Genomic DNA, 15,687 nt, shown 5'->3' on the forward strand with positions numbered 1-15,687 from the left:
GCGGGCCGATGTCCTGCTGCACTTTCAGCCCTGTAGATTAGTTTGGCATAAGCTGATGGCCGGGTTAGTTTCGAGTCAAGAAAAATACTTTATGGACATTAAGGATTTTAAAATAAAGAAGTCGCAGTGGCTTATTTTCATCGTACTTTCTGCCGGACTGATGTATATTACGGAGTCGTGGCTGATGTCTCTTGGCATAATACTGCTGCTCATGGTGCTGGATTTTGTCCTGGCCGAGTTTATAGGAAAGAAACGGGGCAAGAAGGATGATAAAATGTTTTGACGTCATGCAGAAACTTATAGAACTATATAGACAATGGCACGGCTCTGAGCCGGTGAGCACAGAGAAGCTGCCGCAGGCCGGAAGCAACCGCGAATATTACAGAATGACAGGCGACGACGGCAGTTCGGTGATAGGTGCAATAGGCACAAGCCGCGACGAGAATCACGCCTTTATATATCTTTCGGGCCATTTCCGCAAGCGCCAGCTGCCCGTCCCCCGTATATTGTCAGTGTCAGACGATGAGTTGAGATATCTGCAGGAAGACCTCGGACGTGTGTCGCTGTTCAGTGCAATAAGCGGCGGACGCGAAGCCGGAGGACGATACAACCAAAAGGAGAAGCAGTTGCTGATAAACACGATAAAGGAACTGCCGAACATACAGATACGCGGCGCCCGCGGCCTCGACTGGTCTAACTGTTATCCGCAGCCGGAGTTTGACGAGAACAGCGTGCTCTTCGACCTCAATTATTTTAAGTATTGTTTCTTAAAGCCTGCCGAGCTCGATTTCCACGAACTTAAGCTTGAAGCCAATTTCAGGCTTTTTGCAAAAGACCTCGTTGCAGAAAAGACAGACAGCTTTATGTATCGCGACTTTCAGGCGCGCAACATAATGCTCGACGCTTCAGGACGTCCGTATTTTATCGACTATCAGGGCGGACGCAAGGGACCTTTCTATTACGATCTTGCCTCATTCCTTTGGCAGGCTTCGGCAAAATACCCTCATAAGTTGCGCCGCGAGCTGATATACGAATATTATAATTCTCTGAAAAATTATACCGAAGTGCCTTCTGTCAGACACTTTGCCGAGCGCCTTAGCCTGTTCGTGCTTTTCCGTACGCTTCAGGTGCTTGGTGCATACGGCTTCAGAGGATTCTTTGAGCGCAAGAAGCATTTCATTGACAGCATACCGCCTGCAATGCAGAATCTGCGCGAGCTGCTTAAGCTTAACGTGTTTACATATCCTTATCTTATGGATGTGCTGAAGAGGCTCACGGAGCTTCCGCGTTTTGCAACTCTCGAAGAGCCGGCATTGAGCCGTGCAGACGGGTTTAAGATATCAGACAGCAAGGTGTTTGCGGCACATCCTTCAGATGGTCCGGCCACATTCTCAAAATATGACAACAAAGGTCCGCTTGTGGTACGCGTCTACAGTTTCTCTTATCACAAGGGAATACCTGAAGATGAGTCGGGCAACGGCGGTGGTTATGTGTTCGACTGCCGCAGCACTCATAATCCCGGGCGGTATGAGCCGTACAAGAAACTTACGGGACTTGACGAACCTGTTATACGTTTCCTTGAGGACGACGGAGAGATACTGACATTCCTCGACAGCGTGTATAAACTTGCCGATGCTCATGTGCGCCGCTATATCCAGCGCGGATTCACGAGCCTGATGTTCTGTTTTGGATGTACGGGCGGACAGCACCGCAGCGTCTATTCGGCACAGCATCTGGCAGAACATATCAACAAGAAGTTCGGCATAGAGGTACACATCATTCACAGAGAACAAAACATAACACAGACGCTTGAGGCGTTGAAATGAAATAAAAGCTCAAAAAATATGCTGAAGATGCAGGCTATGATATTTGCAGCCGGACTGGGCACAAGGCTCAAACCGCTTACCGACGCAATGCCGAAGGCACTTGTAAAGGTAGGTGGCAAGCCGCTGATAGAGCGCGTTATTGAAAAGCTGAAAGATGCCGGAGCCGACCGCATTGTGGTTAACGTTCATCATTTTGCGTCGCAGATTGTCGGTTATCTTAAAGACAACGATAACTTCGGCACAGACATCAGAGTGTCTGACGAGACAGACAAGCTGCTCGACACGGGCGGAGGCATAAAGAAAGCCGCGCCGCTGTTCGACAGCGACAAACCAGTGCTGATACATAATGTAGACATATTGAGCAACGTTGACCTCACACATCTGTACGCCATGCACGGCGACAGCGCCGCGACGCTCGTGGTAAGCAGCCGTAAGACAAAGCGCTATCTGCTCTTTGACGACGACATGAGGCTGAAAGGATGGACAAACATTGAGACGGGCGAGGTAAGAAGTCCATACCCAGACTTGAATGTTGCCGACTGCCGCATGCTGGCGTTCTCGGGCATACATGTCATCTCGCCGTCTATGTTCGGCCTTATGGACGAATTCCCCGACAAGTTCGGCATAATAGACTTTTATCTAAAAGTGTGTGACAAAGTGGTGATAAAGGGATACGACAAAACCGACCTGAGGCTTATGGACGTAGGAAAACTTGACACACTTGCAGAAGCAGAAAATTTTATAAACCAATTATAATAATATGCAACAGAAAATTATTATTCTCGATTTTGGTTCACAAACCACACAGCTGATAGGCCGTAGAGTGCGTGAGCTCGACACGTTTTGCGAAATCTTGCCTTACAACAAGTTTCCGAAAGACGACAGCGACGTTATCGGTGTGATTCTGAGCGGATCGCCTTATTCTGTTCATGATGAAGAGGCTTTCAAGGTAGACCTCAGTCAGTTTGTAGGCAAATATCCGGTGCTCGGCATCTGCTACGGAGCGCAGTTTATTGCCAACTCTAACGGCGGAAAGGTTGAAAAGACCGGCACACGCGAGTATGGACGTGCCAACTTGAGGACATTCGATGCCGACAATGCTCTGTTTAAAGGCTTCGAAGAGAACTCTCAGGTATGGATGAGCCACGGCGACACCATCACCGCAATACCGGCCGACTGCCATGTGATAGCTTCAACAGCCGACGTTAAGTATGCCGCTTATGCAAGCGACACCAACCCATTGTGGGCTGTTCAGTTCCACCCTGAGGTGTTCCACACAACACAGGGCAAGCTCTTGCTGAAGAACTTCGTTGTTGACATTTGCGGAAGCAAGCAGCAGTGGAGCCCCGCTTCGTTCGTTGACTCTACGGTGAGCGAACTTAAGGAGCAGCTGGGCAACGACCGCGTAATTCTCGGTCTGAGCGGCGGCGTCGACTCTTCAGTTTGTGCTACATTGCTTAACCGTGCCATCGGAAAGAACCTTACATGTATCTTCGTTGACCACGGAATGTTGCGCAAGAATGAGTTCCAGAAGGTTATGGAGGCATATCAGGGACTCGGACTCAACGTTATCGGCGTTGATGCAAGCGAGAAGTTCTTCAAAGATCTTGAAGGCGTTACCGACCCTGAGCAGAAGCGCAAGATTATAGGCCGCGACTTTGTTGAGGTGTTCAATGCTGAGGCAAAGAAGATTACTGATGCAAAATGGCTTGCACAGGGCACAATCTATCCTGACCGCATTGAGAGTCTGAGCATAACAGGTATGGTTATCAAGAGCCATCACAACGTTGGCGGACTGCCGGAGGAGATGCATCTGCAGCTCTGCGAGCCGCTGAAGTGGCTGTTTAAGGACGAAGTGCGCCGCGTAGGCTACGAGCTTGGCATGCCCGAGCGCCTCATCAAGCGTCATCCGTTCCCCGGACCGGGTCTTGCTGTTCGTATTCTCGGTGACATCACACGCGAGAAGGTGCGCATACTTCAGGATGCCGACGACATCTATATTGAGGCAATGCACAACTATATCTGTGAAGACGGCGAATGTCTTTACGACAAGGTTTGGCAGGCAGGAACGGTGCTTCTCTCTACGATACGCAGCGTGGGAGTCATGGGCGACGAGCGCACTTACGAGCATCCTGTGGCTTTGCGTGCCGTAACGAGCACAGACGCCATGACAGCCGACTGGGCACATCTGCCTTACGACTTTATGGCTAAGGTTTCTAACGAGATTATCAATAAGGTGAAAGGCGTCAACCGCGTTTGCTATGACATCTCGTCAAAGCCGCCTTCGACAATCGAGTGGGAGTAAGTCTGGCTGACAGAATAGGCTCTTTGCGCGGCATCGTCTGCGCATCATTATAGTTAACCTGCAAGGGCAAATGCATCATATAGCATTTGCCCTTGTTGCGTAATATAGGCAGGCCTGTGATATTGGTGCTAACATGCATGGTTATTCGTTTTGTCTGGCAATGTCAAAAGTCTGTTTATATTATTATAAACCATATAATTTTTTTGCAAGAAACTCATCACTCGTCACATTGCGGTTTAACACGCTGATTGTCAATGAGATATGGCGTGATGAGTTGACTCTATCATTCATCACGCTTGGCTGTTTGGGGTTTAATGTGCCTTTTCCTGATTTAGGTTGACCCTGAATGTGATGAGTTATAAATGTAACTCATCACAGCGTAAACATCTTATTATCAGTAGCTTATGTGTAGATGTGACGAGTGATGAGTTTTTATGAAAAATATTTCCATTGTTTTTCCATGTTATGATAAATGCATTTGGCTTATGCCACGTCAGCTACAGGTTTTTCTCCTCATTCCATGCAAAAGCATACCTTTTGTGTGCCGAAAGGCGTCCTTTTGATACCCGAAAGATGGCCTTTTATAAGGTAAGATGCCGTTAGCTGTTGATAAAAGATTATTGGTATCTTCATTTGTGTTTGACAAATCAGATTGAGAATACCGTTTCATGACAGCCAATAGACAGTTTTTTCTGTAGCCGCTATTTATGCTGTTCGAAGAGCCAGTCCTGCACGCCCTTTATTCCGTAAGCCACGAACCATGTAGCGCGGTGGTTGCCGCCTGTGAGATGTGTGAAGAGCAGATGGTTGCCTTCGGCCCTCATTTTGTCGGCTTCGTCAGAGAGCGCTTCTGGTGTCTGTGTCATGTCCCATGTAGCTTCAGACACTTTGCTTCCCTTATTTCGCCATATCTCAACAGCCTGTCCTTGCAGTGAGTTGGACGAGCTGTCGCCCTCACATGATATAATCCATATATTCTGTTTGTCAAGGGGTGCCATGATAGACGGAAGCCATTTGCCGGCAACAAGCAGGGCTCCGGCAAACATGTCGGGTTCTTTGAGCATCATCACGATAGACGACATGCAGCCCATCGACTGGCCCGTGGTGTATATCCGGCTGCTGTCTACAGAATAGCGTGTCTGCAGGTCTTTCAGCAATGCTATTGTCGCGTCGAGATGGTGACTGTAGTTCCAGTTGTCGTCTACTGTTATATAAGGATATTCGGGTGCAACCACAATGCATCTGTGCCGTGCCTGCGCCTCAGGCTCAGCCCATGACGTGGCGCCGTTGCCTTGATATAGAGGCTGCTTTACCTGAGAACTTGCCACTCCGGCATCGTGAATGAACAAGACAAGAGGATATTTTTTTGCGGGGTCGTAGTCTTCGGGCAAATATATGTTATATGGCAGCACCTGTCCTGTATACGGGCTGACGAATTCTTCTTGCCTGAAGTCGTCTGCTACAAGGCACTTCTCTTCAGTGCTGTTTATCTGTGTGTCGCTGGCCTTATAGGTTTTTCCTCCGGCAGTTTTTATATCCTTTATCTGCACCACGACAGCATTGCCGGGGTATTCGTCGTCTCCTCCAGTGCTCCATCCGGCCCTCAGTCTAGGGCCACCCTGCATCAGGTCGCGCTCTTTTTTCTTTTCCAAGTCAGCATTTGTGGGCTGTTTTGGCTGTGCGTATAAGTCAACTTCAGCTTTCACCTCAATGACGACATATTTTCCGTCTGTGCCTTTCTCTGTCTTTTCCGGCACATTATTGGCATATACGTCTGTAACCTCCTTGCCGACGACTGCATAGCTGCCGGCCGACAGGCTCTTGTTGCTTATAGGAGTGTCGTATTCCAGAATTACTGTTGCCACCTTGCGTCCGTCACCAAGCACTTTGCTTACAGCTGTTACAGATTTTATATGCTCTAAAGATGTGGAGTTGTTTTGGGCTTGTGCCAAGCCAAGGAATCCTGCCAGAACCATTGTGAAAATTGCTTTTTTGTTCATAACAATACAAATTGAAATGATATTTGTCACATTGATTGGATTTTGCAAATATACATATATTTTGGTAAGAAAAGCTCTTGATATGTGTCATTGGTTTGTTTATTTTGTGATTTTTATCACTTTGTGTCGTATGCATTAACTTAAATTTGAATTATGAGAATGATGTTGCAATATAGTTTTATGGCCGAAGAGGCTTTATGACACTTTTATTGCCTTTGACCTCTGACTTGTCATATGATATATGTATTGGTTATTATGGCATATCTGCTACAGGCTTTTACTGCCATTCAATGTAGAAGCATTTGTTTTGATGCTCAGAAAGAATCTTCTATAAAATGAAATTGTTCATGATGTAATATTATTAATTGCCGGTTATCGGCCATAATTATGGCATTATCATCAAACATATGCTCTATGTTGGCATAACATTGCCCTATATTTGTTTGAAAAATAGAAAATGAAAGAGGACGGCACAAGTTTTCAGACAAAAGGTTTGAATGTTGATGAAAAATTAATATCTTTGCCTTTGACATATTGTGTGCAGAAAAATGCGCACAGACAGAAGTACTTGTGTACACGCACAGACAGTGACGTTCAGGGAGTAGAATCTGGCAGTTCAATCCTGATAGTAATGAATGATTGTCTGAGCGAGTTCACACCATGCTATTGGTGTGGATTCCTCTTTCATGTTTTCTTTATTATCGGGTTTTGCCAGAACCTTACTCTCAGAAAGCGTGGGGGAGTGAGTTCACACCGCTTTTTGTAAACTGAAGACGTAACTTGATGGTTGGTTGCATGGCATCTGATTATTTGTTGTAACGTGTTACATAATGCAAAAACACAAGAACACTCTTGGGTTAATAATTGTGAAGTGAACCATTGTGAACTTGATTGGCAGATTTAAAAGCTCTATTTTTGTTAAATAAATATTGAAGGACACAAATTTGATAAGATAATAATGAAAAACAAAATACCGACTATATCTATAACCGCTATATGTCTTTTGGCATTAATCGTATTGTCATCCGGTATTCAGTCGGAGAAAGGAGGAAAAATGCAGCAGAAATATTATTATTGTGAGTATTGTGGTCATCGCTTTCCGTCAGTGCGCCTGCTGACATCAGCCCCGTGTGTCCGCCATCCCGACGGCCCGAACAAAGGTCGCCACAAGCTGTATGAAGGCACGGAGAAGAGCGAATACACCTGTAAATATTGTGGTCGGAAGTTCCCGTCGATAATGATGATGACAGCAGCACCGTGCGTAAATCATCCAAAAGGTGCGAATAAGGGCAATCACTCTCCGGCGCTGTGAAAATAACATGGCTCTTTAGTTTTACTGAAATTTTCGTTCAAGTTATTGACCTTATGCTTTAGTATGGCATATCATAGGCGTATCTTTGGAATTGAAAATTAATGTATAACGTAAAAAATAAAGATTATGTTAAGAGGATTTATAAAATTTCATTGCACCGAGTGTGGTAATAACTTCATAGGTCTGGATATAGAATATGCTGCAACCATATTTTCAATGCCACTGCGATGTCCAAAATGCCAAAGTATCAGGACTTTGCCAAAAGGTTATTTAACTCAGCCTAATAATCTTAAATTTTATAAGAGTATTTGGGATAGATGGGAGAATAAGTAATTTTAAACTAAAATAAATTATTATGAATATTAAAGTTGTAACGTGCAGTAAATGTCATAAATCATTTACTATTTATAGTTCTACAGGAGTATGCCCATATTGTCAGCATGTTTATGTTGATTATGCGGATGTTGTTGTAAAGGGTGTGAAAATATTATCAAAATTTTTAAATAAGAAATATGGCAAATGAGGTGTCTATTTGGAATAAAGTCATGTCATCAGCAATGACTGTTCCTGGAGTAAAGGTGGATAGAGAGTCTTTTTTGAGAAAAGAATTTTCATTATATTGTTCTGCGGAACAATTGGATAAGGTTATTTCAATAAGACCGTCTGAAGTATTATCAAAAAATATTATTGATAGAGTTGCAAATTCTTGTATAAATAGTCATACAACAAAAGTGACAGCATTGTCTACTCTTGCAGGCATTCCTGGTGGTTTGACCATGGCAGCAACAGTCCCGGCTGATATGGCACAATATTATTGGCATGTTTTTGTGTTAGCACAGAAATTAGCATATTTATATGGTTTTCCTGATTTGAGAGATGAAAATGGTGATTTATCTGACTCAGCCTGTGATATGTTAACTATTTTTGTAGGTGTAATGATGGGGGTTGCCCAAGCAAATATGGCTATTAGGATGCTGTCTGAAAAATTTGCTAAGGAGGTAATAAAACGACTCCCTCGAATGGCATTAACAAAAACTGCAATTTATCCTCTTATAAAACAAATTGCGAAATGGATAGGAATAAGTCTGACAAAATCAAGCTTTGCTAAAGCTTTAGGTAAGGTAATACCTATAGTGGGAGGTGCTATATCTGGTGGATTAACTCTTGCAACATTCCGACCACAAGCAAAGAGATTACAAAAGAAATTGCAAGAGCAAATGTGTGTATTGAATAGTAACGCATCTGAGTATAATAAAGAAGACTTGAGATGAAGTATATTCATCGTGTCCACTAAAAAGTAAAGAGGTCACTGAAATTATTGATAATAAAATCGTTGTAGAGATTTTTCTAGTTAGTAAACTTGAATTTTGATTTTCGGTTTTATAATAAGTCACATATGTTTAAGGATACGTTTATTTGGGCTCAACTTATAGAATTTTTTGATAGAAATAGCTAGGTGGTCTTGACCAGTATGCTTGATTATGTTTCGTTAATTTTGGTATCTCCACTATTTTAGTGGACATTAGTGATAAGGTATTTAAAATAAATGTTTAATTGATATATTATGAAATTTTTAAAATTATTTTTATTGACAATTATTGGTGCTTTGTTAACATCATGTAACTCAAATGAGCGAGCTTTAAAGAAATTTGAGAGTAGATTGAATGCAGAAGAATATGCTTGTGCTTCAGTTTATATATATGATGGAGATTTACCTTCTTTTTCATTTTTTGTAAATGAAATAAAAAAGAAAAATCCTAATTTATTAATAAAATTAAAGGAAAGTGAAACCGTGGAGGTTTCTGGGAAGAAAGTTGTTATTGCAGACTTTGAATTGGTTAATTCTAGTGATCAGGTACGCAATTATTTTACAAATTTAGGCTATGATATTGTAAATGATACTTTTAAAGATACAATTTATATTAGACAATCCAATGAGGGAGAAAAGTTGTCATTTAATTGGGGCTTAAGAAGTTCAGATGAAAATCATTATTGTTTAGCAGAATTAGTAGGTAAAGATGTTAATTCTTTAAATATTAGAAATCGTCCTACAACAAGCTCTAAAGTAATAGGTACTTTAACAAAGGGGGAAGATTTATTAGTGGAAAATAATAATGACAATAAAAAATGGAAACATTGTTATATGGTAAATGATGATGGTAAAATAATAGAAGGATATATTTATAATAAAAATTTAAATTATCAAACTTCTTCTTTTTTTAGTTTGGGAGTTTTTGATTCAATGACGCTTACAGTTGCAATTATTATTTTAGTCGTAATATGCGTATTTTTTGCTTTTGGAAGTTCTATTTTTTTAATGATTTCTGCAATACCTGTTGGTGGAATAATAATTGTAGTTGGCTGTATTTTAGGATTGCTATACACGGTTTATCAATTATTGGAAAAAATTTTATTTGAAATGTTTATTATAAATTTGCCGTATTAAATTAAAAAATGATATATAAATAGTCATTAGTGTTTGATGTCGTTTTTTATACTTATATATAATGAACAAAGATTTAGTTGAAATAAAGTCATCCAAGTCATACCAACTTGCAGAAAGGATTACGCGGTTGATGGATAAATATTATCTTGATGCTGTGTTGGGCTTTTTGCTTGAAGGATTTGGCGACTTGCTCACACAGTTGCTTATGCTGCCTTACATTTATGTCAGTGCAGTTAAGATACGGTCGGTGCCGTTGACATTGGCGGTGATTTATAATGCGCTGTGCGATATTGCGATGGGACTTATTCCATTTTATATCGGTGATGTCATTGACGTGTTCAACAAGTCGTTTGTCCGAAATTTTAAACTGATTGTCGGATTTGTTGAAGGCGACAAAAAGGTTATAAGTGAGATAAACCGCAAGGCGGTGAGGATGGCTGTTCTCATAGTTATGCTGTGCGTAATTATTTATTTCCTTGTGTTGCTGACAATAAAGGTGATGACATGGTTTTGGCACGTTATTGCCGGGCTGTTTTAGTTAAACTGAAAATAGAATAAGCCATATGATTTAGAATGGAAACATGCGGAGATTTTAATATAATTTCTTTTGGCCCATTTTAATTTCAGTATGGCTCATAAGTTAATTCAAATATGATTTATAGAAAATGAATTATAAGCAATTTGAAGATAATATTTTTGCTGAATGGCTGAAGCGTTCTGTCGCCAACGGTGATGGCTGCGAACTAGCACCTGACGGACTGCTTTATCGTGGACGGTTTGTTTATAAAGACGGCTATTGGAGCCGTGAACCGGGCAATGAGAATGCTATATGGGAGCGTGCCAAGAGGCGTGTGTTGATACTGACCAAAGACCTTAATGATGAGGAAGCGTGGGACATACGTGCGGAGACAGGGCGCAGCAACTTCTCTGGCGAGAATAATGTCGTTGTTTCTGCACCGTTCTATAAGAACCTCATGCGCTGGGTTTACGGATTGCTGACGATCGACGCCAACGGACATGCCAAGAAGTTTGCAGAAATAGACAGACAAGATGTTTATCGGCCATTTTACGACCAGGCACCCGTAGCCCGTGTAAACTGCAAAAAACAAGTAGGTACGAGCAGCATTGAAACTTCTGTGTTGAAGTCGTATATGGAGCGTTATAAAGACTTGCTGGTGAAACAGATTGCTGCCTACGACGCAAATATACTTTTGTGTTGTGGCGCTTCAGGAGCAATAAAGGATTTTGTTGCAGAGAATTATCTTATAGACTTGCTAAAACTGAATAACTGGATATATTATTCTCCACGAACCCGTAAGATGGTTATTGACAGCTGGCATCCAACCTATACAGGCGATACGCACGAAAAAATGTATTCAGACATGATGTCGGACGTTGAAGAAGCGTGGAGCCGGATTAAGCTTTAAGTTATAAAAGTAATATTATCATGAGACTTGTCTGTCAGTGTTTCAGATTGTATGTTGTTGACAGTGTGTACAACACCTTACTTTCCGAAATGCTGACAGATTTTTTTGATGCCGAACTACGGCATTATGTAAATTACGACAGAGATTTTTGAAATAAGAAAATCTTGAAAGACAATATGTTACAATATAGCAAATTCTTTAGGTATCACTGCCAGCATGTTGATGTAATCTTGGTGATATCGAGCATGTAAAAGTAGAAAAATATTTTGGTTGTGCTTTATTTTGGCATAGCTAATGGCAATCTTTGCATCCGTAAAACATAACTGTGTGGCTTGGATGTACACGGAAAGGCTGCTAAATAGGTAGCTTTGTCTGAAAAAGGCGGAACAGACACCAGGCTTATACAGTTTGGAGATGATAAAGTAAAAACATAAAGGATGCATAAGATGGGAGAATTAAAAGTGAAAACAGAAACAGGCGAACAGACAGAAAAGACAGAGAAGAAAGAAAAGCTGACATTGATGACGGCCATGGATAATATCGTAGAACTCTCTGAAGGTTCAAACCTGAGCGATGAGTTTTATGAGAAGGCAAAACGTTATATCAGTTATGTGTGCCGTAAATTGTCCGTGAACAAAGTACAAGCCGTGCTGCTGTCGCTGTTTGTAGACAACTGCTGGGACAGAGATGTCGAACTCCGAACTTTGGCAGAATATCTGAAATGCCGTATGGTAAGGATGATAAACTACAGCACTGAGATTGACGAGCTTTTAAAAAGAAAGATGATACGCATAAAAAACAGACGTGGTGAAACAACATACGCCATGGGGCCTGATGTGATAGATGCGTTTAAGCATAATGAGGCATTTGTGCCGGCTGAGCCCAAGCTTCTTACTTGCGATGAGTTGTTTTGTGAAATTTATAGTCTGTTTGAATCTCGTGTTTATGATTATTTGCCGTATGAAGAATTTATTTCAGAGTTGTTCAGTTTGCTTGAAACAAACAGAAATCTCGAGTTTGTAAAGCAGTTGCGTACCTATAAACTTATCTGTGACAATATAGTTAATGACGAAGGCATAATATTTGTTTTCTGGGCAAGTCGTTTGGTTTGTGACAACGATTACAACCTGGACACGCAAAGTTTTGGAGACTTATTCAAGAATAGGGCTATTGCAAATAAGCTGAAGGGTAAGCTCTCTCGAGGCGAAAGCATGCTGCAAAAGAACGGACTGATTCAATTCTGTAATGAAGACGGATTGGCCAATCACGAGAAATATAACCTGACGGTAAAGGCTAAACAGGAGTTTCTGTCAGAGCTGAACATGAATTTGAACACTACGACCAGATTCAAAGAACTGATAAAGCATGAAGACATAACGGAGTGCAAGATGTACTATAACAAACGCGAAAGCCGTCAGGTCGAACAGCTGAAAGAGTTGCTCACCGAAGAAAGATACACCAAAGTGTGCAGCGAATTAAAGAGAGTAGGCATGCGCTCTGGCTTTACGTGCTTGTTTTATGGCGCACCTGGAACGGGAAAGACAGAAACTGTTATGCAGCTGGCTAAGGCAACACACCGTGATGTGATACAGGTGAATTATGCTGAACTGAAAAGTTGCTGGGTTGGCGAGAGCGAGAAGAATGTGAAAAACCTTTTTGACCGTTACCGCGCGTTGGTAAACTCCTCAGATGTAACACCAATCCTGCTTTTTAATGAGGCCGACGCTCTGATTGGCATCAGGCAGAAAGGTGCCGACCGGGCTGTGGAAAAGATGGAGAACTCAATACAGAACATAATTCTTCAGGAGCTTGAACAGCTCGAGGGTATATTTATAGCCACGACGAATCTTACGGAGAATCTGGACAAAGCCTTTGAGCGCCGCTTCCTTTATAAGATAGAGTTCGAAAAGCCGAGCATTGTGGCACGATGCGGCATCTGGAAGAGCATGATACCTATAATCAGTGACGAAGATATATGCTATCTGGCTTATCATTATGATTTTAGCGGCGGGCAGATTGAGAACGTTGCGCGCAAGCAGGCCATCGACCTCATTCTCTATGGAAAAGAGAAAATGAGTCTGGAATATATAAAGGAGAAATGTGACGAGGAACTGATACACAAAAATCCGATGCCGAGAGTGGGATTCATTAGTGATGCAGAAATATCACGAAAGACATCGTAATATAAATTGACATTTAAATAAAAATAAAATATGACACAAGATCTTTTTGACAAATACATCTGGCTGGTTGATACCATCTACCGTGCCCGGAACATAACCTTCGAGGAGATAAACGAGCGGTGGCTGCGCTCGCAGCTAAGCGAAGGCGTAGACCTGCCTCTGCGCACGTTTCATAACTGGCGCAAAGCCATAGAGAAAGTGTTTGACATAAATATTGAATGCGACCGCCGGCACGGCTACTATTATTACATCGAGAATGCCGAGGACATGGAGCGTGGCGGCATACGCAACTGGCTGCTCAATACGTTTGCGGTGAACAATCTTATAAATGAGAGCCATCATCTGAAGCGGCGCATATTGTTTGAGGAAATACCGTCGGGCCGGGATTATCTTGCACCGGTGATAGAGGCTATGCGCGACAGCCTGAAGATAGAGATAAGTCATAAGGGATACTTTGACGGCGAGGCTAAGGTTTATACCATAAGTCCTTATTGCGTCAAAGTGTTCAGGCAGCGGTGGTATGTCGTGGGACTATGCGACGAGCGCAATGCCGTAAGGACATTCTCGCTCGACAGGATATTAAGGCTTGACACCACAGACAATAAGTTTACATATCCAAAGGACTTCGACCCTGAAGCATGGTTCTCAAGCTGTTTCGGAATAATAACCGAAGACATCAAGCCGGAACGGGTACGCATCAAGGTGTACGGCCGTCAGCGTATGTATCTGCGTTCGCTTAGACTTCACTCTTCGCAGACCGAGACAGAAACATATTCAGACTATTCCGTATTTGAGTATTACATAAAGCCGACGTTCGATTTCCGTCAGGAACTGCTTTCACGCGGCGGGGCGGTCGAGGTGTTGTCGCCCGTATGGTTTCGCGACGAGATGGCTGACGAAGTGGCAGACATGGCTGTGGCTTACGGGCTGATAAAAAAATAGCAGCATATTTATGAAAACAAAAGTATGAACGCGCATGGGGTTGTTGCAGCGTTCATACTTTCTTTTTATATTCAAAATTAAAGCATTATTTAGGGTTTCCAGGTTTATATCATTTTAGGTCTTGGGGTTATATCATTTTAGATTTGGAATTTATTTTTTATAAGAAACCTACAATTTTGAACTTAAATGCTCCGTTAGAAGTAATTTTCTCGTAAACCACTCCGCCGAATGCATAGCCTATTCTGCCGTGCGGACGCTTAACCGTTACATAGCCGGTGGGCAGACTTGGCACAATCATTCCGATTGACGGCTTTACCACAACGTATGTGCCGCCCCTGTCGCAATAGTAACGTCCGTGTGAGTAGATGTACGGCCTGTGGTTATGATGTATCACCACTCCAGGCGGGCGTCCGTGCGGCGGCGGAGCAGGGCGCTTTTTGTGATGATATTTTTTATGTGGCGGTGCCTTGTGGTGATGTTTCTTATGGTGTTTGGGCTGAGTTATATACGATGTCTCAGTCAGTGTAGAGGCTCCTGTTGTTGCGCATGTGAGCGTCAGAAGCATTAGCAGCGATAATAGTCTGAATCTTCTCATAGCGTAGTCTCCTTTTATTTTGTTGTTATTATTTCTTTTTTGCCGGTCTAAGCCTCTGTCTCCAGTATGCTCAGGTATTGGTTTTAATTATTTTTCTGTTGCAAAGATAGGCATTAAATATCTGCCGGCAGAATTGTTTTCCCTACAAGTGGTTAGGGATTTCCCTAAGTTTGATATGGATTTAGGTATTTTGTGTGCATTTCCCTATGACAGTGTTTTGTCCGTTATATAGAGCAAAATGTTATTTGATTTATGTCCGGATTTTACGGCAAAATAGAAATACATTGGATGTAAAACGCATTTCTCTGATAAAGAATATTTACAAAGTAAGAAAAAACGTATGCTTTTTCATCGTAAACGATATGGTTCTGACTCGAAAGTGGCCGCTTTTTGAGTGCCAAAACGGTTGTTTTTAACTCTGTTTTATGGGCTTTTTGGGGCGTTGTTTATCAAATTTTATTGCACACAATGCTGTAGATTCTCTGTAAAATGCTGTTGACAGTGCAGTTGCGTTTGCACACTTATTTCAGCGTATTTGCGGACAAAATATTTTATTTTTAAAATAACTCAGTTATGGAGCGTCTGCGGTTTTCAGATAGTAAGGGTATATAAAGAAATTGCAGCAAAGTGAAAATCCTTCTTTGCTGCAAT

General features: G+C 42.1%; 13 protein-coding genes. 11 read left to right on the forward strand and 2 right to left on the reverse strand.

Going from position 1 to position 15,687, the window contains the following annotated elements:
- Nucleotides 1–91 precede the first annotated feature (91 nt).
- Genes ACU52_RS15050 through guaA form a run of 4 tightly spaced genes read left to right on the forward strand, consistent with a single transcriptional unit; the run spans nt 92 to nt 4,131 of the window.
- On the forward strand, nt 92–283 hold the full coding sequence (locus ACU52_RS15050) for a hypothetical protein (protein ID WP_021854012.1): 192 nt from the start codon (nt 92–94) through the stop codon (nt 281–283).
- A gap of 4 nt (nt 284–287) precedes the next feature.
- Entirely contained in the window at nt 288–1,826 is a 1,539-nt protein-coding gene (locus tag ACU52_RS06095) for a RapZ C-terminal domain-containing protein (RefSeq protein WP_053398184.1), read from the forward strand.
- Between the two features lie 27 nt (nt 1,827–1,853).
- Nucleotides 1,854–2,582 (forward strand): nucleotidyltransferase family protein, encoded by a 729-nt coding sequence (locus ACU52_RS06100; protein ID WP_053398185.1) that lies wholly within the window; start codon nt 1,854–1,856, stop codon nt 2,580–2,582.
- Nucleotides 2,583–2,586: 4 nt separating this feature from the next.
- On the forward strand, nt 2,587–4,131 hold the full coding sequence (gene guaA, locus ACU52_RS06105; protein WP_053398132.1) for a glutamine-hydrolyzing GMP synthase: 1,545 nt from the start codon (nt 2,587–2,589) through the stop codon (nt 4,129–4,131).
- Nucleotides 4,132–4,832: 701 nt separating this feature from the next.
- On the opposite strand, the gene ACU52_RS06110 is transcribed toward guaA, so the two are convergent.
- Nucleotides 4,833–6,131: an alpha/beta hydrolase-fold protein gene (locus ACU52_RS06110; RefSeq protein WP_053398133.1), complete on the reverse strand. Its 1,299-nt coding sequence runs from the start codon at nt 6,129–6,131 to the stop codon at nt 4,833–4,835.
- A gap of 1,003 nt (nt 6,132–7,134) precedes the next feature.
- On the opposite strand from ACU52_RS06110, the gene ACU52_RS14715 reads away from it, so the two are divergent.
- The 7 genes from ACU52_RS14715 to ACU52_RS06145 all read left to right on the forward strand — a co-directional run bounded on the left by ACU52_RS14715 (nt 7,135) and on the right by ACU52_RS06145 (nt 14,441).
- Nucleotides 7,135–7,443, forward strand: coding sequence for a hypothetical protein (locus ACU52_RS14715; protein ID WP_239684881.1), 309 nt, complete (start codon nt 7,135–7,137; stop codon nt 7,441–7,443).
- 512 nt (nt 7,444–7,955) lie between these two features.
- Nucleotides 7,956–8,714 (forward strand): hypothetical protein, encoded by a 759-nt coding sequence (locus tag ACU52_RS06115; protein ID WP_147630790.1) that lies wholly within the window; start codon nt 7,956–7,958, stop codon nt 8,712–8,714.
- Between the two features lie 293 nt (nt 8,715–9,007).
- Complete coding sequence (locus ACU52_RS06120) at nt 9,008–9,889, forward strand: SH3 domain-containing protein (RefSeq protein WP_053398135.1); 882 nt, start codon at nt 9,008–9,010, stop codon at nt 9,887–9,889.
- 61 nt (nt 9,890–9,950) lie between these two features.
- Nucleotides 9,951–10,427: a DUF4112 domain-containing protein gene (locus tag ACU52_RS06125; protein ID WP_053398136.1), complete on the forward strand. Its 477-nt coding sequence runs from the start codon at nt 9,951–9,953 to the stop codon at nt 10,425–10,427.
- 127 nt (nt 10,428–10,554) lie between these two features.
- Nucleotides 10,555–11,316, forward strand: coding sequence for a hypothetical protein (locus ACU52_RS06130; protein WP_053398137.1), 762 nt, complete (start codon nt 10,555–10,557; stop codon nt 11,314–11,316).
- Between the two features lie 446 nt (nt 11,317–11,762).
- Nucleotides 11,763–13,499, forward strand: a complete 1,737-nt coding sequence (locus ACU52_RS06140) for an ATP-binding protein (protein ID WP_162207752.1) — start codon at nt 11,763–11,765, stop codon at nt 13,497–13,499.
- Between the two features lie 30 nt (nt 13,500–13,529).
- A complete protein-coding gene (locus tag ACU52_RS06145) occupies nt 13,530–14,441 on the forward strand; it encodes a helix-turn-helix transcriptional regulator (protein WP_053398140.1) in 912 nt (303 codons plus the stop codon).
- A 157-nt stretch (nt 14,442–14,598) separates the two neighbouring features.
- Here the strand turns inward: ACU52_RS06145 and ACU52_RS06150 are convergent, their stop codons facing one another.
- Nucleotides 14,599–15,036: a DUF6515 family protein gene (locus ACU52_RS06150; RefSeq protein ID WP_021853998.1), complete on the reverse strand. Its 438-nt coding sequence runs from the start codon at nt 15,034–15,036 to the stop codon at nt 14,599–14,601.
- Between the last annotated feature and the right edge of the window lie 651 nt (nt 15,037–15,687).

It is taken from the genome of Xylanibacter rarus, assembly GCF_001275135.1.
GTDB lineage: Bacteria > Bacteroidota > Bacteroidia > Bacteroidales > Bacteroidaceae > Prevotella > Prevotella rara.